The 22,929-nt window shown below is 72.6% G+C and carries 15 protein-coding genes; 8 read left to right on the top strand and 7 right to left on the bottom strand.

Annotated elements, in window-relative coordinates:
* Window positions 1-95 precede the first annotated feature (95 nt).
* A complete protein-coding gene (locus ACN20G_RS03835; RefSeq protein WP_424215357.1) occupies window positions 96-809 on the top strand; it encodes a GntR family transcriptional regulator in 714 nt (237 codons plus the stop codon).
* A gap of 153 nt (window positions 810-962) precedes the next feature.
* On the opposite strand, the gene ACN20G_RS03830 is transcribed toward ACN20G_RS03835, so the two are convergent.
* A complete protein-coding gene (locus ACN20G_RS03830) occupies window positions 963-2,396 on the bottom strand; it encodes a cytochrome P450 (protein WP_424211292.1) in 1,434 nt (477 codons plus the stop codon).
* A 115-nt stretch (window positions 2,397-2,511) separates the two neighbouring features.
* Entirely contained in the window at window positions 2,512-3,258 is a 747-nt protein-coding gene (locus tag ACN20G_RS03825) for a PASTA domain-containing protein (RefSeq protein ID WP_424211291.1), read from the bottom strand.
* 268 nt (window positions 3,259-3,526) lie between these two features.
* On the opposite strand from ACN20G_RS03825, the gene ACN20G_RS03820 reads away from it, so the two are divergent.
* Entirely contained in the window at window positions 3,527-4,174 is a 648-nt protein-coding gene (locus tag ACN20G_RS03820; RefSeq protein WP_424211290.1) for a hypothetical protein, read from the top strand.
* A 64-nt stretch (window positions 4,175-4,238) separates the two neighbouring features.
* Here ACN20G_RS03820 and ACN20G_RS03815 read toward each other — a convergent pair whose 3' ends face one another.
* Together ACN20G_RS03815 and ACN20G_RS03810 are read right to left on the bottom strand one after the other, a co-directional pair.
* A complete protein-coding gene (locus tag ACN20G_RS03815) occupies window positions 4,239-5,768 on the bottom strand; it encodes a helix-turn-helix domain-containing protein (protein WP_424211289.1) in 1,530 nt (509 codons plus the stop codon).
* A gap of 278 nt (window positions 5,769-6,046) precedes the next feature.
* Entirely contained in the window at window positions 6,047-8,077 is a 2,031-nt protein-coding gene (locus ACN20G_RS03810; protein ID WP_424211288.1) for an amidohydrolase, read from the bottom strand.
* A gap of 155 nt (window positions 8,078-8,232) precedes the next feature.
* On the opposite strand from ACN20G_RS03810, the gene ACN20G_RS03805 reads away from it, so the two are divergent.
* The 6 genes from ACN20G_RS03805 (at window position 8,233) to ACN20G_RS03780 (ending at window position 17,886) form a co-directional block, all read left to right on the top strand.
* Entirely contained in the window at window positions 8,233-9,342 is a 1,110-nt protein-coding gene (locus tag ACN20G_RS03805; protein ID WP_424211287.1) for a LacI family DNA-binding transcriptional regulator, read from the top strand.
* A gap of 363 nt (window positions 9,343-9,705) precedes the next feature.
* Window positions 9,706-12,420, top strand: a complete 2,715-nt coding sequence (acnA, locus tag ACN20G_RS03800) for an aconitate hydratase AcnA (protein ID WP_424211286.1) — start codon at window positions 9,706-9,708, stop codon at window positions 12,418-12,420.
* A gap of 398 nt (window positions 12,421-12,818) precedes the next feature.
* Window positions 12,819-14,270 carry an N-acetylglucosamine/diacetylchitobiose ABC transporter substrate-binding protein gene (ngcE, locus tag ACN20G_RS03795; RefSeq protein ID WP_424211285.1) on the top strand — a complete coding sequence of 484 codons (1,452 nt, stop codon included), beginning with the start codon at window positions 12,819-12,821 and terminating at the stop codon, window positions 14,268-14,270.
* Window positions 14,271-14,292: 22 nt separating this feature from the next.
* Window positions 14,293-15,237, top strand: coding sequence for a carbohydrate ABC transporter permease (locus ACN20G_RS03790; RefSeq protein WP_424211284.1), 945 nt, complete (start codon window positions 14,293-14,295; stop codon window positions 15,235-15,237).
* 12 nt (window positions 15,238-15,249) lie between these two features.
* Window positions 15,250-16,176: a carbohydrate ABC transporter permease gene (locus ACN20G_RS03785; RefSeq protein WP_424211283.1), complete on the top strand. Its 927-nt coding sequence runs from the start codon at window positions 15,250-15,252 to the stop codon at window positions 16,174-16,176.
* Between the two features lie 162 nt (window positions 16,177-16,338).
* The gene (locus tag ACN20G_RS03780; protein ID WP_424211282.1) at window positions 16,339-17,886 is read left to right on the top strand and encodes an AMP-binding protein; all 1,548 of its coding nucleotides are present in this window, start codon (window positions 16,339-16,341) and stop codon (window positions 17,884-17,886) included.
* Between the two features lie 59 nt (window positions 17,887-17,945).
* Here ACN20G_RS03780 and ACN20G_RS03775 read toward each other — a convergent pair whose 3' ends face one another.
* From ACN20G_RS03775 to mgtA, 3 genes are all read right to left on the bottom strand, one after another.
* Window positions 17,946-19,397 carry a cell surface protein gene (locus ACN20G_RS03775; RefSeq protein ID WP_424211281.1) on the bottom strand — a complete coding sequence of 484 codons (1,452 nt, stop codon included), beginning with the start codon at window positions 19,395-19,397 and terminating at the stop codon, window positions 17,946-17,948.
* 163 nt (window positions 19,398-19,560) lie between these two features.
* Entirely contained in the window at window positions 19,561-19,887 is a 327-nt protein-coding gene (locus ACN20G_RS03770) for a thioredoxin family protein (RefSeq protein WP_424211280.1), read from the bottom strand.
* A gap of 235 nt (window positions 19,888-20,122) precedes the next feature.
* Window positions 20,123-22,873: a magnesium-translocating P-type ATPase gene (gene mgtA, locus ACN20G_RS03765; RefSeq protein WP_424211279.1), complete on the bottom strand. Its 2,751-nt coding sequence runs from the start codon at window positions 22,871-22,873 to the stop codon at window positions 20,123-20,125.
* Between the last annotated feature and the right edge of the window lie 56 nt (window positions 22,874-22,929).

Raw genomic sequence — 22,929 nt, 5'->3', positions numbered from 1 at the left:
CCACCGCCCCCACCGGGCCGGCCGCCCCCACCGGGTCCGCGCCCCGGCCCGGGTCCGGGCCCGGGTCCGGGCCCGCGGTGCCCGGTGGCCGGAGCCTGGACCGGCCCGGCCTCGTCCGCGCCCAGGAACGCCTGCGCGACCAGGTCGGCCACGCCCTGCGGGCCGCCCTCATCGCCGGCGAGCTCCGCCCCGGCGAGGTCTACTCCGCCCCCGGGCTCGCCGGCCAACTCGGGGTCTCAGCCACCCCCGTCCGCGAGGCCATGCTCGACCTCGCCCGCGAGGGCCTGGTCGAACCCGTCCGCAACAAGGGCTTTCGCGTCACCGAGGTCAGCGAACGCGACCTCGACCAGTACAGCGAACTGCGGCTGCTGATCGAGGTCCCCACCGTCGGCGTCATCACCACCACCGCAGCCCTGGAACGGCTGGAGGAACTGCGGCCGATCGCCCAGGAGATCGTCGACCGGGCCCGCGCCCACGACCTCATCGGCTACCTGGAGGCCGACCGCCGCTTCCACCTCGACCTGCTCGCCCTCGGCGGCAACCAGCGTCTCGTGGAGACCGTCGGTGACCTGCGCAAACGGTCCCGGCTGTACGGGCTGACGGGCCTGGACGAGGCCGGGCTGCTCGTGGCCTCCGCCGAGGAGCACCTCGAACTCCTCGACCTGATGCTGGCCCGGGACGCCGACGGCGCGCGCGCGTGCCTGACCCGACACCTCACGCACGTGCGCTCGCTGTGGGCGGCCGGACGGGACGAACCGCCGGCGGCCCCCGGACGCGGCGTGCTGCGCGGCACCACCCTGCGCCGCTGACCCGGCCGGGATCCGGCGCGGGGCCCCGACCCAGGCCCCAGGCCCCGGGCCCCGATCCAGGACCCGCCCCCAGGCCCCGGGCCCCGATCCAGGACCCGCCCCCAGGACCCGCCCCCAGGACCCGCCCCCAGGACCCGGACCCAGGGCCCCGGCTCAGGCGGCGGGGCGGCTCACCGGCGTGAGCCGGCAGCGCACCGGCCCCTCGGCCCGCAGGGTGATCCCGGCGGACACCGGAACCCGCCGGTCCACCGCCTCCACCTCGTGCGCACGCAGCAGTATCGCGAGCGCGAGCACCGCCTCCAGCATCGAGAAGTGCCGGCCGACGCAGGCGCGCGGCCCGCCACCGAACGGGAACCACGCGTACCGGGGACGGGCCGCCTCCGCCTCCGGGGTGAACCGGTCCGGATCGAAGCGTTCCGGATCCGGCCACAGCACCGGGTCGCGGTGGGTGACCCACGGAGAGACCACCACGTCCACGTCGGCCGGGACCGGGTACCCGTCCACCGTCAGTGCCGTCACGCTCCGCCGCCCGATCGCCGGGGCCGCCGGGTAGAGCCGCATGCTCTCCTTCAACACCCTTGTCAGGTACGGCAGTCGGTCGAGGTCGCCGGCGGTCGGCGGCCGGTCCGGGCCGAGCACGTCGAACACCTCCGCCCGCGCCCGGGCCTGGGCGGCGGGGTGCAGGGCCAACAGGTGCAGGGCGAAGGTCAGGGAGGTCGCGGTGGTCTCGTGACCGGCGAGCAGGAAGATCAACACCTGGTCGCGCAGCTCGGCCGCGTCGAACGCACGCCCCTCGTGCCCCTCGTGTCCCCCAGCGCCTTCATCGGCCTCGTCGCCGGCCTCGGTGAGCAGGGTCAGCAGATCGGTGCCGGGGACGGCGTCCCCGCCGGTCCGCTCGGCCCGACGCCGCTCGGCCACGATCGCGTCGCACGCCCCGTACAACTCGGCCATCGCGGCGACGGCGCGCCGATTGCCGGGGGTGGGCAGGGAACGGGGCAGGCGCACGGGGGCGTGGGCGCGCGCCGTCACGTGCCCGGTGATCACGGGGAAGCAGCGGCGGACCACGCCGAGGACCGCGTCGCCGTCCGTCCCGAACAGGATCCGCGTCACCGCCCGCAGCGCCAACGCCGTCATCTCCCGCCCCACGTCCACCGTCTCGCCCGGGGCCTTCGCCCAGGCCGCGAGGGTGCCCTCCACCTCGTGCACGATCGCCCCGGCGTACCCGTCGACCCGGCGCGGGGTGAACAGGGGCTGCACGAGCCGCCGCTGCCGCAGGTACTCGGCGTCCTGGCTGGTGAGCAGCCCGTTGCCGAGGGCGTGGCGGATCTCCTCGTAGAAGGTGCTCTCCTTGCGGAAGGCGGCGGCGTCGGCCGCGAGCACCTGCTGCACGCCGGCGGGGGAGAACACGCAGTACAGATCCGTGCGCAGGCCGGGCGGGCCGACGGGCAGCCGCACCACGTCCCCGTGCAGGGCGTGGGCCCGCGCGAAGGTGGCGAGGGCGTCGGCGCGCAGTTCGCGCAGAGCGCCGAACGGGGGCGTGCCGCGCAGGGCGGGCACCGGCGGGAGGTGGTTCGGGGTCAGGGTCATGCCCGTCCTCGCGTCCGTTCCGAGGGGTCCGGTCGATGGCTGCGCACCCCCCCCGATTCTCGCCCGTCCGGCCCGTCCGCACGAGTGGGCGGACGGGCCGGGGGCGGGGGAGCGGTCAGCGGCGCCAGCGGTTCGGCGTGGGGCCCTTGCAGGTGTACGTCTTGCCGTTCTTCCCCGTCGCGGTGGCGCCGGCGGGCGAGCAGAACGCCCCGGGCGTCACACCGGACCCACCGGACCCACCGGACCCACCCGTGCTGCCGCCGCCGCTGCCCCCGGACGTGCCGCCGCCACCCGAGGCGCCCGTCCCGCCGGAGGAGGTCCCCGCGCCGCCGCTGCCGCCGGTCGGCTTGGTCCGGGTGGGCTTGGGCGTCGGCTTGGGCGTGGGCGTGCGGGTGCTCTTGACCCCGCCGGACCCGCCGGTGGAGGTCCCGCCCGTCGGGGTGGACTTCACGAGCCCGCGCGGAGTGGCCGTGGCACCGCTCCCCTTCCCGCTCCCACCTCGCGGGCACGGAACCCCGGGCGCGACGATCCGCACCTCGATCGCGGTGCCGGCGGCGAGCCTCCCGCCCTGCTCGGGCGTCTGCTCGCACACCTTCCACGTGCCGTACGCGGCGGGCAGCGGCCGGGCGTCGTTCCCGGCCCGACGCGCGGTGAACGGACGGGTGCCGAGCGCCCGCACGGCCTCCTTCGCGGCGTCGTGCGTGAGCCCCACGAGCCCGGGCATGACGGGCGCCGGCGCCTCGCTCGACCCGCCGGGCGCGGGCGCCGCGGGCGCGACGCTCTTGACGGGCTTCGCGTCACCCGCCTTGACCTTCCCCGAATCCCCCAGACACCCGGAGACCGTGAGCGCGACAGCACTCACGAGCCCCACAACCCCCACCACACGCCGACGCACCACGCGCTCCCCCCATCCCGAACACAAACCCCCGCACCCTAATCCCCCAAGCCACCCCACCCCCACCGGAATGACGCGTTCACCCCAGAACCCCGAGTTCCGCTCATCCCCCGCCCGATCCCGACCCCGATCCCGAGCCCTGGCCTCGCCCCCGTGCTCCCTGTGTGCGCCTCTCGCGGAACGCGCCGTTCCGCGTCAACTTCGGGACGAACGGGCCCGCGCGAGGCGGGGCGTCATGACCACGGGGGTGGGCGTGCAGGGTGACGCACCGGGGGCGCGCTGGGCCGAGCGCACGTTCGGAGACCTGGCCGGCCCCCTCGCCGAGCTGATCCCGGGTTGCATCGTGCGGGCCCACGAACGCGCCCTCGACGGGCACCAGGGAGTCCGGACACAGACGCTGGAGGCGTACGGGCACGGCCTCTACGCCGCCCAGTACGAGGAACTGGTCGCGGGCCTCTCCGGGATCCCGGGCACCCGCGTCGCGCACCTTCAGTCGCGCGGGCTCGTCGTGGTCGGCGACCGCGTGCTCTACCCCTTCCGGTACGCGAAGCGGGACGTGCCCGCGACCGAGGCGCGCCTGCGCCGCGCCGAGGGCCTGCGCGCGCAACTGCTGCGCCGGCACGGCCCGGAGCCCCTCCAGCCCGCCCTGTTCGACTTCGACGTGCCCGAGGACGCGCTGCCGGAGGCCCCGCGAACGGACGGGCCCCACGCGGACCCGGCCCTCCTGGAACCGGAGGCGCGCGTCGTGATCCTCGCGTACGCGTGTGCCATGGACCGGGGCGTGATGCGCCTGGAATGGGGCGAGGCGGAGGTGGCCGCGGACCGCTACCTCCTCTGGCACCACCGCCGCTCCCTCCTCACCCGCCCCTCGTCGGGTCGATGAGACGGCGGATGCCCCGCTCCCGCGCCGGTCGGGCGACGGGGAACGGGGCATCGGGCGTCCGCGGTCAGATGTCGCGGAAGATTTCGATTTGGGCGCCGATCGAGTTGAGGCGTTCCGCGAGTTCTTCGTAGCCGCGGTTGATGACGTAGACGTTGCGCAGGACCGAGGTGCCCTCCGCCGCCATCATCGCCAGGAGGACGACCACCGCCGGGCGGAGGGCCGGGGGGCACATCATCTCGGCCGCGCGCCAGCGGGTGGGGCCCTCGACCAGGACGCGGTGGGGGTCGAGGAGTTGCAGGCGGCCGCCGAGGCGGTTGAGGTCGGTGAGGTAGATGGCCCGGTTGTCGTACACCCAGTCGTGGATCAGGGTCTGGCCCTGGGCCGTGGCCGCGATCGCCGCGAAGAAGGGGACGTTGTCGATGTTGAGGCCCGGGAACGGCATCGGGTGGATCTTGTCGATGGGCGCTTCGAGCTTCGACGGGCGGACCGTGAGGTCGACCAGGCGGGTGCGGCCGTTGTCGGCGGGGTACTCGGCGGAGCGGTCGTGGTCCAGGCCCATCTCCTCCAGGACCGCGAGCTCGATCTCCATGAACTCGATCGGGACCCGGCGGATGGTCAGTTCGGACTCGGTGACCACGGCCGCGGCCAGCAGGCTCATCGCCTCGACCGGGTCCTCGGAGGGGGAGTAGTCCACGTCCACGTCGATGGTGCGGACGCCGTGCACCGTGAGGGTCGTGGTGCCGATGCCCTCCACGCGCACGCCCAGCGCCTCCAGGAAGAAGCACAGGTCCTGGACCATGTAGTTCGAGCTGGCGTTGCGGATGACGGTGACGCCGTCGTGGCGGGCGGCGGCCAGCAGGGCGTTCTCGGTGACGGTGTCCCCGCGCTCGGTCAGCACGATGGGGCGGTCCGGGGACACGTCGGCCTGGACCTCGGCGTGGTAGATGCCCTCGGTGGCCGTGATGTCCAGGCCGAACCGGCGCAGGGCGATCATGTGCGGCTCGATGGTGCGGGTGCCGAGGTCGCAGCCGCCGGCGTACGGCAGGCGGAAGCGGTCCATGCGGTGCAGCAGCGGGCCGAGGAACATGATGATGCTGCGGGTGCGGCGGGCCGCGTCCGCGTCGATCGCGTCCATGTCGAGCTTGGCGGGCGGGACGATCTCCAGGTCCACGCCGTCGTTGATCCAGCGGGCCTTGACGCCGATGGAGCCGAGGACCTCCAGCAGCCGGTAGACCTCCTCGATGCGCGCGACCCGACGCAGCACCGTGCGGCCCTTGTTCAGCAGGGAGGCGCACAGCAGCGCGACGCACGCGTTCTTGCTCGTCTTGACGTCGATGGCGCCGGACAGGCGACGGCCGCCGACCACGCGCAGGTGCATCGGGCCGGCGTAACCCAGTGACACGATCTCGCTGTCCAGGGCTTCGCCGATGCGGGCGATCATCTCAAGGCTGATGTTCTGGTTGCCGCGTTCGATGCGGTTGACGGCGCTCTGGCTGGTGCCCAGGGCCTCGGCGAGCTGACTCTGCGTCCAGCCGCGGTGCTGCCGGGCGTCACGGATGAGCTTGCCGATGCGTACGAGGTAGTCGTCTGCCATGAGGATCACGGTATCTCAGATATGAGATGCCGTGATCCTCTGACGGTCCGAACGGGTGTCACGCTCCGCGAGGGGACGCGACGTCGGGGACGGGAACGCCTGCTCGGGGCGGGTGTTGAGGACGGGTCCGGTGGGGAGGGGGGAGGTCGAGTGCCCCACCGGCGGTGATCAGGATCACCCCCCCACCCGCACCCATCGGCCCTCACGTGCCCCCTTCCCCCGGCCCCATGCGCCCCCGACCCCGGCCCCGCCCCCGCACCGTCAGGCCCTGCCGCCCGTCACCCCCGGCCCGTCACCCCCGGCGCGCCGCCTTGGGCGCAGCCGCACACCGCGTGTCGGCCGGCCGCCGGGCCCGTCAGGCCGTGCACCGCCGCGTACGCCCCGCCCGGGGTCGCCGCCGCGGCCCTGGCCCGCGCCCGGCCGCGGGCCAGCGCCCGGGTCGCCTCCCGGCCCGCCGCGCTCCCCGCGTCGTGCACCGCGCGCCCGTTCACGAGCGTCAGTGCCGGCTCCGTGCCCGAGATGTCCGCCGGCGCACAGCGCGTCACGTCCCGGTCCAGCAGCACCAGATCCGCCGCCTTCCCCACCTCCAACGACCCCGTCAGCCGCTCCTGGCGCATCTGCCACGCCGTCCCCGCCGTGTGCATCCGCAGCACGCTCTCCCGGCTCAGCCCCTGCTCCGGGTACAGCTCCCCCTCCCCGTCCGCGCCCCGCCGGTCGATCGCCGTCCGCAGTTGGTTCCACACCTGCAACGGGTCCACCGGCCAGTCCGAACCGCCCGACAGCCACGCCCCGGCCCGCTCCAGGCTCCGCGCCGGGTACAGCCGGCGGTGCCGCTCGGGCCCGATGTACGGCGCCAACGCCCCCTCCGTCCACGTGTTCCGCGTGGCCCACTGCAACTGCATGCACGCCACCACCCCCAACTCGGCGAACCGCCGCCAGTCCGAGGGGTGCACGAGCTCCAGGTGCGCCACCGCGTTGCGCGCGTCCCGGATGCCCGTCGTCCGCCGCGCCCACGCGTACCCGTCCAGCGCCGTGCGCACCGCCCGGTCACCGAGCCCGTGCGCGTGCATCCGCCACCCCGCACGGTTGAACGCGGCCGTCAACCGGCCCCACGCCGCCGCCTCCACGTACAGTTCGCCCCGGTTCGCGGTGGGCCGGCCCGAGGCGTCCAGGTACGGGTCCAGCAGCGCGGCCGTCTGCGCCGGATACTCGATGACGCCGTCCAGGAACACCTTCACCGTCCCGAACGCCAGCCCCGGCACCCCGCCGAACTCCGCCCGCAACCCCCGCGCGTACGCCAGCGCCGCCCCCGGGTCGCCGGCCTGCTCGGCGTCCAGCCGGATCGCCGGCGTGATCCGCTGCGGCAGCCGACCCGAACCGGCCAGGGTCCGGTACAGCTCCAACTCGTGCCGTCCCACCAGCGCGTCCGTCATCGAGGTCACCCCCGACGCCGCCGCCAGCCCCAGCACCTTCGCGCACGCCGCCGCCAGCTCCGCCGCCGACGGCGTCGGCGTCAACCGGGTCACGAGCACCTGCGCGTCGTCCTTCAACACCCCCGTCGCCGCCCCCGAGGCGTCCCGCACGATCCGCCCGCCCACCGGGTCCGGGGTGGACGCCGTGATCCCGGCCAGGGCCAGTGCCCGCCCGTTCGCCCACAGGTTGTGCCCGTCCCCGCCCACCAGCGCGATCGGCCGCCGCGTCGGCAACGCGTCCAGGATCCGGTGGTGCGGGGCGGAGCCCACCGGCAGCAGCCCCACCGGGTTCCAGTCCTCCACCACCAGCCACCGGTCCGGCTCCGCCCCCGCCCCGCCGGTGTCGGCGAGGAACCCGTTCAGCAGGTCGAGCAGCTCCGCCTCCGTGGTCTCCGCCCCCGCCAGCGAGGGCCGCAGCGAACGGTCCCCGGCCCCCAACGGGTGCACGTGACCGTCGTGGATCCCGCTCATCACGGTGTTCCCGCGCGCGTCCACCACCTCCGTGTCCCGCCCCACCAGCCGCCGCACCAACGCGTTCGAGCCGACCGCCAGGATCCGCCCGTCCCGCCCCACCGCCACCGCCTCGGCCGTGCCCGGCCCCGACCGCGCCCCGGTCCACACCCGCGCCGAGTGCAGCACCCACGCCGCCCCGCCCCGCCCCGAACCACCGGACCCCGACCCCGAGGTCGCCGGGACCGGGCCCGCCGAGGCCGGACCCGCCGCCCCCACCACCCCGGCCGCCGCCGCGCCCGCCGCCAGTCCCAACACCCGCCGCCGGCCCGGACCCGCCGCCCCGCGAACCCCGTCCGCGCCCACACCCTCCGTCGCACGCGTCACGGCGCGCCCCCATTCCCTGAGAACCCGCACCGACCGCCGGCGCGGGTGGCGTGGACACTGCGCGGTTAACGCCTTCACCGGAACCCGTCCCGCACGACGGAATCCGCACCCCGACCCCCTGCCCGCGCCCCGAACCGGTCCGTACGATGACCGCCGTGCCCGTGCCCCGACCCGCCCCGCGCCCCCCGGCCGCCGCCCCGCGTTCGACGGCCCCCGCCCCGCCGCCCACCCTCGCCGACATCGCCCGCGCCGCCGAGGTCTCCACCGCCACCGTCAGCCACGCCCTGACCGGCACCGGCCGAATCGCCCCCGGCACCCGCCGCCGGGTCCGCGAACTCGCCGCCGCCCTCGGCTACGCCGGCCCCCGCCCCGGCCGGGCCGCGACCCGCACCCTCGGCCTGGCCGTCACCACCCACGCGGGTGCGGACTGGGACTACGCCTCCGTGGCCTACTTCGGCCGGGTCCTGACCGCCGCGGCCTCCGCCGCCCACGCCCGGGGCTACGCCCTGACCGTGCTGCCGGCCGCGCGCGGCGCCGACCCGCTCTGGCACGATCTCGCCGTCGACGGGATGCTGCTGCTCGACACCCCGGCCCACGACCCCGTGCTGGCCGCGCTGCGCGCCCGCGGCCTGCCGCTGGTCTTCGACGGCCGGCCGCCGCAGCCGCGCCCGGGGGACGTGTGGGTGGACAACGACCACCGCGAGACGGCCCACCGGGTCCTGGACCACCTGGCGGCCGGCGGCGCCGTCCGCCCGGCCCTGCACGCCGGGTTCGGGGAGGAGAACTACAGCCGCGCGGTGACGGCGGCCTACCGCGAGTGGTGCGCGGCCCGGGGCGCGCGGCCGCTCGTGATCCCGTTCCGCCCCGAGGACGAGGAGGGCCGGGCCTTCGACGCGGCCCTGACCCGCCCGGTGGGGGAGCGGCCGGACGCGGTGTACGCCGTGTACGACCCGGGCGGCCGGCAGCTGTTGGCGGCGGCGCGACGGCACGGGCTGCGGGTGCCGGGGGAGCTGCTGCTGGTGTGCGCCAGCGAGGACGAGGAGTACGCGCGCGACGGCGGGCCGGACCGGCCGGCGGTGTCCACGGTCTCCTTCGGGCCGGAGCGCATCGCGCGGGAGGCGGTGGCGGCGCTGATCGCGCTGGTGGAACGGGGCCCGGGCCCGGCCCCGCGCGCCCTGCTGCTGCCGGCCACCCTCCACCCCCGCGCCTCCTCCACTCCCGTTCCACCCCCGCGCCCGCGCCACCGCCCCGGACATCGGGGGTAAAGGGGACGCGCGGGATGGCGCGGGGTGGGCGCGGGGCGTCAAGGGGGCGTGAGCCCCGTCACCCGGGGGCTCGACCGGGGCGCGAGCGTTTCCGCGTCCTGCCTGGTCATCCTGGGGGTGGGCGGGCAGCGTGAGGCGGCCGGGCGACGGCCGTCGTCGGTCGGCTCGCGGGTGCGTGCCTCGTCCGCCCGCACGGACATGTACTAGAGTTATCTCGACATCGAGATATCTGCCGAAGGCGTACCGCAGCCGCCCCCGCTGGTAAGGGTTACCTAACTTAGCCTTACCTTAGCGGATTGGCCATGGGGCGTGGCGGCAGGATTGCGGCAATACGCGCGAAATTCATGCATGAAGGAGACTGTCGTGTCGGCGAACAGCTTCGACGCCCGCAGCACGCTGCAGGTGGGCGACGAGTCGTACGAGATCTTTCGGCTGGACAAGGTGGAGGGCTCCGCTCGCCTGCCGTACAGCCTGAAGATCCTGCTGGAGAACCTGCTCCGGACCGAGGACGGCGCCAACATCACGGCCGACCACATCCGTGCCCTCGGCGGCTGGGACTCGCAGGCCCAGCCGAGCCAGGAGATCCAGTTCACCCCGGCCCGCGTGATCATGCAGGACTTCACCGGCGTGCCCTGCGTCGTCGACCTCGCCACCATGCGCGAGGCCGTCAAGGCCCTCGGCGGTGACCCGGCGAAGATCAACCCGCTGGCCCCGGCCGAGCTGGTCATCGACCACTCCGTCATCGCCGACAAGTTCGGCACGGCCAACGCCTTCCAGCAGAACGTGGAGCTGGAGTACGGCCGCAACAAGGAGCGCTACCAGTTCCTGCGCTGGGGCCAGACCGCCTTCGACGAGTTCAAGGTCGTCCCGCCCGGCACCGGCATCGTCCACCAGGTGAACATCGAGCACCTGGCCCGCACCGTCATGGTCCGGAACGGCGTCGCCTACCCCGACACCCTCGTCGGCACCGACTCGCACACCACCATGGTCAACGGCCTGGGCGTGCTGGGCTGGGGCGTCGGCGGCATCGAGGCCGAGGCCGCGATGCTGGGCCAGCCGGTCTCCATGCTGATCCCGCGCGTCGTGGGCTTCAAGCTGACCGGCGAGCTGCCCGCGGGCACCACCGCCACCGACCTCGTGCTCACCATCACCGAGATGCTCCGCAAGCACGGTGTGGTCGGCAAGTTCGTCGAGTTCTACGGCGAGGGCGTGGCCGCGACCTCCCTGGCCAACCGCGCCACCATCGGCAACATGTCGCCCGAGTTCGGCTCCACCGCCGCGATCTTCCCGATCGACGGCGAGACCCTGAACTACCTGCGCCTGACCGGCCGTTCCGCGCAGCAGGTCGCCCTGGTCGAGGCGTACGCCAAGGAGCAGGGTCTGTGGCTGGACCCGGCCGCCGAGCCGGACTTCTCCGAGAAGCTCGAACTGGACCTCTCCACCGTGGTCCCGTCCATCGCCGGCCCGAAGCGCCCGCAGGACCGGATCGTGCTGGCCAACGCCGCGCAGCAGTTCGCCCTCGACGTGCGCAACTACGTCAGCGACGACGAGGAGGCCGGCAAGGAGTCCTTCCCGGCGTCCGACTCCCCGGCCTCGTCCAACGGCGTGCCGACCAAGCCGACCCCGGTGACCCTGGCCGACGGCACCTCCTTCGAGATCGACCACGGCGCCGTCACCGTCGCCGCGATCACCTCGTGCACCAACACCTCGAACCCGTACGTCATGGTCGCCGCCGCGCTGGTGGCCAAGAAGGCGGTCGAGAAGGGCCTGACCCGCAAGCCGTGGGTCAAGACCACCCTGGCCCCGGGCTCGAAGGTCGTCACCGACTACTTCGACAAGGCCGGCCTCACCCCGTACCTGGACAAGCTGGGCTTCAACCTGGTCGGCTACGGCTGCACCACCTGCATCGGCAACTCCGGTCCGCTGGACGAGGAGATCTCGAAGGCGATCAACGAGGCCGACCTCGCGGTCACCTCGGTGCTCTCCGGCAACCGCAACTTCGAGGGCCGGATCAACCCGGACGTCAAGATGAACTACCTGGCGTCCCCGCCGCTGGTCGTCGCGTACGCCATCGCCGGCTCCATGAAGGTGGACGTCACCACCGAGGCCATCGGCACCGACACCGAGGGCAAGCCGGTCTACCTGACCGACATCTGGCCCTCGGAGTCCGAGGTCAACGACGTCGTCGCCAACGCGATCGGCGAGGACATGTTCAACAAGTCCTACAGCGACGTGTTCGCGGGCGACGCCCAGTGGCAGGCGCTGCCGATCCCGACCGGCAACACCTTCGAGTGGGACCCGCAGTCCACCTACGTGCGCAAGCCCCCGTACTTCGAGGGCATGACCATGGAGACCACCCCGGTCTCCGACATCGCCGGCGCCCGCGTGCTGGCGAAGCTGGGCGACTCGGTCACCACCGACCACATCTCCCCGGCCGGCGCCATCAAGGCCGACACCCCGGCCGGTCAGTACCTGACCGAGCACGGCGTGGAGCGTCGCGACTTCAACAGCTACGGCTCGCGCCGCGGCAACCACGAGGTCATGATCCGCGGCACCTTCGCCAACATCCGCCTGCGCAACCAGATCGCGCCGGGCACCGAGGGCGGCTTCACCCGCGACTTCACGCAGGCGGACGGCCCGGTGTCGTTCATCTACGACGCCTCGCAGAACTACCAGGCCGCCGGCGTCCCGCTGGTGATCCTGGCGGGCAAGGAGTACGGCTCCGGCTCCTCGCGCGACTGGGCCGCCAAGGGCACCGCCCTGCTCGGCGTGAAGGCCGTCGTCGCCGAGTCCTACGAGCGCATCCACCGCTCGAACCTGATCGGCATGGGCGTCCTCCCGCTCCAGTTCCCCGAGGGCGCCACGGCCGCCTCCCTGGGCCTGACCGGCGAGGAGACCTTCGCGATCTCCGGCGTCACCGAGCTCAACGAGGGCACCACCCCGCGCACGGTGAAGGTCACCACCGACACCGGTGTCGAGTTCGACGCGGTCGTCCGCATCGACACCCCCGGTGAGGCCGACTACTACCGCAACGGCGGCATCATGCAGTACGTGCTGCGGAACCTCATCCGCGGCTGACCCGCCAGGGTCACCGGCAGGGCCTGAGGCCGGCCCGTTCGGAGGAACACGCGCGGATCGCGCGGCGTTGCGCCGGACGGAGCCGGCGCCGGGGCCGTATCCCCATACACGGGGGTACGGCCCTTTTGTCGTTCCCCCGCCGCGACACGGCCCACCGGGGGCCGGGGACGGCCGGTGGTGACGGAGAGGTCTCAACTCGGAAAAGGCGCGACCGAACCTTGTGCACGATCTTGCTCAGCCGAGCGGAAGTGGACTATACCTGTGCCCGTTCGGGCCGTTCGCACCGCGGGCGACGCCGGACAGGGGGACGGCGGGGACCTGCGACGATGCCAGCGTGCACGGCAACTGCCGTGTTTCTCCGCCTCCTTCACACTCCTGACGAAGGCGAGGACTTGAGCATGGGATCCACCTCCGCCCACGGCGAGAACAGCACCGGAGACGGCCTCGGCCGCCGGGACCTGATCAAGCGTTCCGCGGCACTCGGCCTGATCGCCGTGCCCACCATGGGCTTCCTGTCCGCGTGCGCCTCCGGCGGGGACGCGGCCCCGTCCGCCACCGCCTCCAAGGCCCCGGTCACCAAGGAGAACCCGTTCGGCGTCGCCAAGGGCGGCAAGCTCGACGTGGTCGTCTTCAAGGGCGGGTACGGCGACGACTACGCCAAGGCGTGGGAGAAGGCGTTCGACAAGAAGTGGGGCACCACCAGCTCCCACCTCGGCACCCAGGAGATCACCGCCAAGCTCCAGCCCCGCTTCAACGGCGGCAACCCGCCGGACGTCATCGACGACTCCGGCGCCCAGCAGATCAAGCTGGACGTGCTCCAGAAGGGCGGCCAGCTCGCCGACCTGACCCCCGTGCTCGACGCGCCCTCCCTCGACGACCCGACCAAGACGGTCCGGGACATGCTCGTCCCCGGCATCGAGGAGCAGGGCAAGCTCGGCGGCAAGTTCGTCTACGTGCCGTACGTGTACACCGTCTGGGGCCTGTGGTACTCCGGCAAGCTCTTCAAGGAGAAGGGCTGGACCCCGCCCAAGACCTGGGACGAGTTCCTGGCCGTCTGTACCAAGGCCAAGGAGGCCGGCATCGGCGGCCTCGCCCACCAGGGCAAGTTCCCGTACTACATCAACGTGGCGATCATGGACCTGATCGCCAAGACCGGCGGCCTCGACGCCATGAAGGCCATCGACAACCTCGACCCGAAGGCATTCGCCGACAACCCCGTGGCCCTCGCCGCCGTCGAGGCGATCTACGAGGTGGTCGAGAAGGGCCTGCTGATGCCGGGCACCAACGGCCTCACCCACACCGAGTCCCAGACCGCCTGGAACCAGTACAAGGCCGCCTTCATCACCTCCGGCTCCTGGCTGGAGAACGAGCAGCTCAAGCAGACCCCGGCCGACTTCGACATGAAGTTCCTGCCGATGCCCACGCTGCCCGACTCCAAGCTGCCCTTCGAGGCCATCCGCGCCGGTGCCGGCGAGCCCTTCATCGTCCCGGAGAAGGCCGCCAACAAGGCCGGCGGCATGGAATTCCTGCGCTCCATGCTCTCGCGCGAATGGTCCGGCATCTTCGCCGCCCAGGCCAACTCGCTCACCATCGTCAAGGACGGCGTCGACCCCTCGGTCAAGCTCCGCCCCGGCACCCAGTCCACCGTCGAGGCCCTCAAGGCCGCCGGCGACAACACCTTCAACTACCGCTACCCGGACTGGTACAGCGAGATGGACACCGAGATCCAGAACGCCTCCAACGAGCTGATGGCCAAGCGCATCCAGCCCAAGGAGTGGATCAAGCGCGCCCAGGCGGCCGTGGACAAGGCCGCCAAGGACCCCAACGCCAAGAACAACCGCCGCAGCTGACCGGCGACCGGGGACGGACACCATGAGCCACGTTGCCCAGGGCAAGGGGAGGAACGGCTTCATCGCCGGCTTCCTGCTCCTGCCCCTCGCGCTGTACCTGATCTTCGTCATCTGGCCGTACGTGCAGACGTTCGGCTATTCGTTCACCAACTGGTCGGGGCAGTCGCCGACGTTCGACTTCGTCGGCCTCGACAACTACTCCACCCTGTGGCGGGACGAGGTCTTCCGGGGCGCGCTCCTGAACAACCTGCTGCTCCTGGTGTTCGTCCCCGTCGTCACCATTCTGCTCGCCCTCTTCTTCGCCTTCATGCTCAACGCGGGCGGACGGAGCGGGGCGGGCGGGGTCCGCGGGGTCGCCGGCTCCAAGACGTACAAGATCGTCTACTTCTTCCCGCAGGTCCTCTCGCTCGCGATCCTCGCCGTCCTCTTCGGCGCCGTGTACCGCAGCGACGGCGGCGGACTCCTCAACGGGGTGCTGATCAAGCTCGGCCTGGTGGACGCGGCCGCGCCCGTCGAATGGCTCAACGAACCGAACTTCGTGCTCTGGTGCCTGTTGCTCGTGGTGGTCTGGCACGGGGTCGGCTTCTACCTCGTGCTCTTCTCGGCCGCCATGCAGTCCGTGCCCCGGGACATCTACGAGGCCGCCCTCCTCGACGGCGCCAAGCGCGGCCAGACCTTCTTCAAGATCACCCTGCCGCTGCTCTGGGACTCGGTGCAGACCTCCGCGGTCTACCTGGGCATCGCAGCCATGGACATGTTCGTGCTGGTCTCCACGATGACCTCCGGCCAGTTCGGCGGCGGCCCCGACCACCACAGCGAGGTCATGGCCACCGTCCTCATGCGCAACTTCCTCTACTTCGGCAAGAGCGGCTACGCCTGCGCGATGGGCGTGGTCATGCTGGTGCTGACCATGGTCCTCTCCGTCATCACGTTGCGCGCCACCCGCCGCGACCGCGTCGAGTTCTAGCGGGAGACCCCCATGACCACAGTGATCAAGGCCCCCGGCGAGTCCGCCGCGGAGCGCTCCGGGGCCCGCCGCACGGACGGGGAACGGCCCCGCTCCTCCGAGGGCGCCGCCCTCAACGTCTTCTCCCACGGCTTCCTCGCCGTCTGGGCGATACTGATCGTCCTGCCCCTGATCTGGCTGGCCCTCGGCGCGTTCAAGACCGACGCGCAGATCGGCGGCTCCGCCCTCAGCTGGCCCTCGAACTGGAATTTCGACGCCTTCGGGCGGGCCTGGACCAAGGGCCACATCGGCGACTACTTCGCGAACACCTTCATCGTCATGGTGTTCTCCGTGCCGCTCACGATGCTGCTCGGCTCGATGGCCGCCTACGTGCTGGCCCGCTACCCCTTCAAGGGCAACCGGGTCGTGTACTACTTCTTCGTCAGCGGCGCCATGTTCCCGGTCTTCCTGGCCCTCGTGCCGCTGTTCTTCATGGTCAAACGCCTGGACATGCTCAACAGCTACCAGGGCCTGATCCTCGTGTACATCGCGTACTCGATGCCCTTCACCGTCTTCTTCATGCACTCGTTCTTCCGCACCCTGCCCACGGCGGTGCACGAGGCGGCGGTCATCGACGGGGCCTCCCACGCCCGGATCTTCTTCCAGGTGATGCTGCCCATGGCCAAGCCCGGCCTGATCAGCGTCGGGATATTCAACACCCTCGGCCAGTGGAACCAGTACATCCTGCCCGCCGTGCTCATGCAGCCGCAGAACAGCTCCGACCCCGAGCGCTACATGCTCACCCAGGGCCTGGTCCAACTCCAGCAACAGGCCGGATACGCCACCGACCTGCCGGTGCTCTTCGCCGGCGTCACCCTCGCGATGATCCCGATGCTGGTGGTCTACCTCTCCTTCCAGCGCCAGATCCAGGCCGGCCTCACCTCGGCCACCCTCAAGTAGCGCCCGCCCGGGCCGGCCGGATTCCGCGCTGCGGGGTCCGGCCGGCGGCGGGTAGCGTCGAACCCGTCAAGATCGTTTTGTGGTCGGCGGGGGAGACGGTCGCGGAGACCGAGGTCCCCGGCCCGTGCGCTCCCGGCCGGCCCGACCCCGGGAGTGCGCGGCGTGTCCGAGAACGAAGTCGAGTTCCGCAACTACGTGGAGGAGATCCTCGACGGCCTGTCCGAGGTGCCGGGGCGGGAGGTGGTCGTCTTCGGGGAACGCCGGATCGGCGCCGACGAGTTCCGCTCCACGGTGTACCGCCTCGCCCGCGCCCTGCGCCGCCTGGGCGTGGAACCGGGCCGCACGGTGACCCTGCTGTGCGGGAACCTGCCCGAGACCATTGCCGCCCGGTACGCCGTCAACCTGCTCGGCGTGCAGTACAACCACCTGTACAACCGGCTCGCGGCCGAGGTCCAGGCCAAGATGATCGCCGACGTGGACACCAGCGTCCTGATCGTCGACCCCGCCCTCGCCGGCCGGGCCCGCGAACTGCTCGAACGGGTCCCCGTCGAACGGGTCCTGCTGCTGGGCCCCGTCCCCGAGGAGGCCCCGGCGGGCAGCGTGGACCTGCTCGCCCTGGCGGCCGGGGAGTCGGCCGAACCCGTGCCGAGCCCGGCCCGGCCCGAGGACCTGTGCTTCATCCGCCACTCCGGGGGCACCACCGGACACCCCAAGGGCATCCGCAGCACCTTCGGACGCATGTCGGGACTCGGCCTGTTCCACGACCCGGACGGCCCCGCCGCCCCCCGCGACCTGCTGGCCACCCCGCTCTCCCACGCGGGCGGGTTCCTCGCCGACAACGCCCTCGCCACCGGCGGTACCGTCGTCCTCCACTACGGCTTCGAGCCGGGCGAGATCCTCGCGACGATCGAACGCGAACGCATCACCCGCATGTTCCTGCTGCCGCCGCTGCTCTACCAGGTCGTGGACCACCCCGGCGGCGAACGCTTCGACACCTCCAGCCTGCGCACCGTCACCTACGGCGGCACCCCCTCCTCCCCGACCCGCATAGCGCGCGCCCTGCGCCGGCTCGGACCCGTGCTGCAACAGGGGTACGGCCAGTTCGAGGCGGGCGGGATCAGCCTGCTGCCGCCCGCCGACCACGACCCCGACCGGCTCGACGTGCTGCGCACCGCCGGTCGGGTGGCGCCCGGGGTGGAGGTCGAGATCCGCGACCCGGACGGCAAGGCGCTGCCGACGGGCGAGGTCGGCGAGATCTGCGTGCTGACGGCGCAGCCGATGGAGGGCTACTGGAAGGACCCGGAGCTGACGGCGCGGGTGCTGCGCGACGGTTGGATCCACACCGGGGACCTCGGCAGCTTCGACGAGGACGGCCGGCTCACCGTGGTCGACCGCATCAAGGACATGATCGCCGTGGTCGGTGGACACGTGTACACGACCGAGCTGGAGGAGTTCCTGGCCGGTCACCCCGAGGTCCGCGACAGCGCGGTGTACGGGGTGCGGGACGCGGACGGCGGGTACGAGCGGATCCACGTGACGGTGGTCCTCGCCCCCGGCGCCGCGACCACCGCGGACGAGCTGCGGGAGCTGATCGCGGAGGGGCGCGGCCCCATGTACGTGCCCGACCGGATCGAGTTCGTCGACCGCCTGCCCCTGACCGACGCGGGCAAGCCCGACAAGAAGCTGCTCCGCCTGCGCGCCGACGCCTGAGACGCGGCCGGCCGTCGGCGCGGGGCGCGCCGACGGCCGGTTTCGCTCACGGGGCCCGGTCAGGGGCAGTTGATGAGCAGCGGGGTGAGGGCGGTGCAGGTCCGGGTGGCCGTGTCGTTGGCCGCGTTCGGGTCCACGGGCGCGGAGGCGGTGCGGGTCGCGGTCACCGTGTAGGGGGTGCCCAGCGAGAGCAGGGCCACGGGCACGCTCAGGTGCCGGGTCACGGAGGCCCCGGCGGCGAGGCCGCTCACGTCACAGGTGGCGGTGGTGCCGCTGACCTGGCAGTCGCCGCTGGTGGCCCCGGCGGGCACGGTGACGGTCACGGTGCCGGAGGTGAGGGCGGCGGGGCCGTCGTTGGTCGCGGTGACCGTGTAGTCGATCCGGCCGACCAGGCCCGGGTGCGGGGTGGCGGTCAGGGCGACGCCGAGGTCGGCGGCCGGCGGGGTGGGCGGGGTGGAGACGACCACGTCGCGGATGTTCCCCCCGTACCAACTGTTGCCGTCGATGGCGTTCGTGGCGGTGTCGACGGTGCTGAGGGCGTAGCCGAGGTCCCCCGAGTCACGGGTGACGTAGAGCCGGCCGCCGTCGGGGGTGACGGCCAGACGCTGCGGGCGCTTGGCGTCGAACGCGATCGTCTGCGTGACGGTGGCGGCGGCGAGGTCCACGACGGAGACGAACTTCTCCAAGGGGTGGGCCACCCAGGCCCGCGAGCCATCGGGGGCGAGGACGATGTCGAAGGACCGTCCGCCCAGGGGGACCGTGCCGGTGACCGCGCGGGTGCCGGTGTCGACGACGCTGAGCCCGGGGTTGGCGGAGAAGACGCTGTTGGTGACGTAGGCGCGCGAGCCGTCGGGGGCGAAGGTGATGTCGTGGGGGGTGCCGGTGATCGGGATCGTCGCGGTGACCGTCGCGGTGGCCGAGTCGATGACGGTGACCCCACCGGTGTGCGCGACGTAGACCTCGCTCCCGTTCGGGGAGACGGCGGCCTGTTGGGGTTCCGCGCCCGCGACGGGAACCGTGGCGGTGACCGTGTTGGTGGTGGTGTCCACGACCGAGACGGTCTGGTCCGGGCGGTTCACCGCGTAGAGGCGGGTGCCGTCCGGGGAGACGGCGGCGGCGTCCGAACCCTTGCCGACGGTGATTGTGGCGACGGTGTCACCGGTGGCGGTGTCGATGGCCGCGATGGTGCTGGCCGGGCTGAACGACCGCGACGCGTACAGGCGGGAACCGTCGGGGGAGGCCACGATGCGGGCGGTGCCGTTCGGCACGTTCGCCCCGCCCACGGACTCCCCGGTGACCGTGTCGTAGACGTACACCGAGTGGGTGGGGCCGGTGAGGACGTAGGCGCGGGGGTTGGGGGCCGTGGCGGTGACGGCCGAGGGGGCCCGGGCGGGCGCGGGAAGGGCGACGGCGGGGGCCACGGCCGTGGCGAGCGCGCCGAACATGCCCGCCGAGGCGAGCAGGGCGCGCCCGGGGGCGCGGCGGCGTGAGCGGGGCAGAGCGGAGGTCAACGAACGGGCCTTTCGGGAGCGGACGCGACCTTCGGACGAAGGGGCGTGCGCGGGGCAGGAGGACGAGCCGGTCGACGGTGGGACGCGCGGCGGCGCGAGGGTCTTGCGACGGCGTGCCCGCACGGGACGGTGGGCGCGACGCGGGGGAGCCGGCGGGTGCGCGTCAGATCTTGTTCTCTTGGAGCCATTCGGTGAGCTGGGCCTTGTTCCACGGGCCGATCTTGGTGCCGACGACCTTGCCGGCCTTGAACAGAAGGTGGGTGGGGATCGCGGTGACGCCGTACTTGGGCGGGGTGGCCGTGTTCTGGTCGATGTTCAGGTTGCCGACGACCAGGCGGCCGGCGAACTCGGCGGCGAGCTCCTTCAGGGCCGGCTCCACCATCTTGCAGGGGCCGGACCACTCGGCCAGGAACGAGACCAGCACGGGCCCGGCGGCCTTGACGACCTTCGCGTCGAAGCTCGCGTCGGTCAGGGTGACGATCGTGCTCACGGAGCACTCCTCGCGTAACGGGGGAAGGGTGGGTGTGACCGTGCCGTGTGATGGCGACGGCCGGAGGGGCCGATCCGCCTGACGGACGGTCATGTTGATCAACGGGCTCACCCTAGATCCGGAGGGATCGACTCCGTCCGTGCGTTTTCGGACAACCGGAGCGAAGCCCCCGGAACGCGCGAAGCCCCGTTCCGTCGGACGGAACGGGGGCTTCGCGGGGCCGGGCCCGAAGGGCTTACAGCCAGGTGCCGAAGCGGCGGATGTAGAGGTTCTTCACGACCTGGGTCAGGGCGCAGTAGGCGACCAGCACCCCGATCAGCCACGGGAAGTACGAGGCCGGCAGCGGCACGAAGCCGATCGCCGAGGCCAGCGGCGAGAACGGCAGCCACAGGCCCACCAGGACCGCGCCGATCGTCGTCGCCATCACCGGCCACGAGGCCCGGGACTGCACGAAGGGGATCTTGCGCGTGCGGATCATGTGCACGATCAGGGTCTGCGAGAGCAGGCCCTCGACGAACCAGCCGGACTGGAACAGCGCCGCGTGCGCCTCGCTGTTCGCGCCGAACACGTGCCACATCACCACGAACATCGTGATGTCGAAGATCGAGCTGACCGGGCCCACGCACAGCATGAACCGGCCGATCCCGCGCGCGTCCCAGGTGCGCGGCTTGCGCAGGTACTCCTCGTCCATCCGGTCCCACGGGGTGGCGAGCTGGGAGATGTCGTAGACCAGGTTCTGCACCAGCAGCATGATCGCGAGCATCGGCTGGAACGGGATGAAGGCGCTGGCGACCAGGACCGAGAAGACGTTGCCGAAGTTCGACGAGGCCGTCATCTTGATGTACTTGATGGTGTTGCCGAACACGGTCCGGCCCTGGGTGACGCCCTGCTCCAGGACCCCGAGGTCCTTTTCCAGCAGGATGATGTCGGCGGATTCCTTGGCGATGTCCACGGCCGTGTCCACCGAGATGCCGACGTCGGCGTCCCGCAGCGCCGCCGCGTCGTTGATGCCGTCGCCCAGGAAGCCCACGGTGTGCCCGTCGGCCTGGAGGGCGCGCACGATGCGGGCCTTCTGCACGGGGTTGACCTTGGCGAAGACGGTGGTCCCGGCGGCCAGTTCGCGCAGGGAGTCCTCGTCGAGGGCGTCGATCTCGGAGCCGAGGGCCACGTGGCCCACGTCCAGGCCCACGTCCGCGCAGACCCGCGCCGCGACCAGGTCGTTGTCCCCGGTGACCACCTTGACGGCCACGCCCTTGTCGGCGAGGGCCCGCAGGGCGCGGGCCGCGTCGGCCTTCGGCGGGTCGAGGAAGGCGAGGAAGCCGATCAGGGTCAGCTCCGACTCGTCGGCGACCGTGTACGCCGTGCGCGGCTCGGTCACGGTGCGGCTCGCGACGGCGAGCACGCGCAGGCCCATCCGGTTGTGCTCCTCGGCGACCCGGACCACCTCGGCCCGGCGGGCGTCGGTGAGTTCCACCGTGCGCCCGTCCTCGCGCAGGGTGGTGGAGAGGGCGAGCACCTCCTCCACGGCGCCCTTGGTGATGATCACGTGTTCGGGCCGGTCGGCGCCGGGGCCCGCGACCACGGCGTTGCGGGCCAGGACCACCGACATGCGGCGGCGGGCGAAGTCGAAGGGGATCTCGTCGACCATGGCGAACCGCGCGTCGACGACAACCTCCTCGGCCTCGTCCACCCGGTCGATGACGGCCCGGTCCAGCAGGTTGCGCAGCCCGGTCTGGAAGTGCGCGTTGAGGTAGGCGTATTCGAGCACCTCGGGGTCGGACTGGCCGCGGGTGTCGAGGTAGCGGTCGAGGACGATGCGGTCCTCGGTGAGGGTGCCGGTCTTGTCGCTGCACAGCACGTCCATGGCGCCCAGGTTCTGGATCGCGTTCAGGCGCTTGACGACGACCTTGCGGCGCGACATGGCGACGGCGCCGCGCGCGAGGTTGGCGGAGACCACCATCGGCAGCATCTCGGGGGTGAGCCCGACGGCCACGGCGACGGCGAAGAGGAACGCCTCGTCCCAGTCGCCCTTGGTGAACCCGTTGACGGCGAAGACCACCGGGACCATCACGAGCATGAAGCGGATCAGCAGGAAGCTGACCTTGCGGACCCCGGTGTCGAAGCTGGTCTGGGGGCGCTCGCCGACCAGGGAGCCGGCCATGGAGCCGAAGTACGTGTCGGCGCCGGTGGCCACGACCACGCCGGTGGCGGTGCCGGAGGTGACGGAGGTGCCCATGAGGCAGAGGGTGTCGGCCTCGGCGGGGTCGGTGGTGCGGACGCGGGCGCCGTCGGCGGCGGGGCCGCGGGCCTCGTCCTTCGCGGGCAGGTCGGCCTTGGCCACCGGCAGGGACTCGCCGGTGAGCGCGGCCTGCGAGACCATCAGGTCCTTGGCGGTGAGCAGGCGCAGGTCGGCGGGGATGAGGTCGCCGGCGGCCAGGCTGACCACGTCGCCGGGGACCACGCGGTCCATGGTGATCTCGACGGTGGCGGGGCGCAGCGCGGAGCCGGCCCGGCGGCGCACGGCGCAGGTGGTGGTGACCAGGCGGGCCAGGGCCTGGGCGGCGCGGCCGGAGCGGTATTCCTGCCAGAAGCGCAGCAGCCCGCTGACGGCGACCATGACGGAGAGGATCAGCACGCCGGGGTCGGCCGGGTCCTGCCAGTACATGACGGCCGCGAGGCAGACCAGGACGAGGATGAAGGGGTTGCGGAAGGCGAGGGCGAGCTGCACCCACCAGCGCGGGGCGCGCTCCTGGGCGACCACGTTGGGGCCGTGGTTCTCGCGGCGGATCTCGGCCTCGTGCTGGGTGAGGCCGTCGGCGGTGACGGAGAGGTCGGCGAGGACGGCGGCGGTGGGGCGGTCGGCCTGCGCGGTGAGGTGTTCGGCGACGGTTCGGGTGCGCTCGGTGAGCTCGGCGGCCTTGCGCTCGCGGCGGGCGCGGCCCGGCGGTGCGAGCTTGCGGGGAATCTGCGGGGTGGTCATGGTCATGACGAACTGCTCCCTTCGCGGTCCCGGAGCGAGGTCGCTCGGCCGGGCACGCGGGT

It is taken from the genome of Streptomyces dryopteridis (genome assembly GCF_049606955.1).
Taxonomy (GTDB): Bacteria; Actinomycetota; Actinomycetes; order Streptomycetales; family Streptomycetaceae; genus Streptomyces.
The sequence above is the reverse complement of the archived record's forward strand: the minus strand, read 5'-3'. Positions and strand labels throughout refer to the sequence as shown.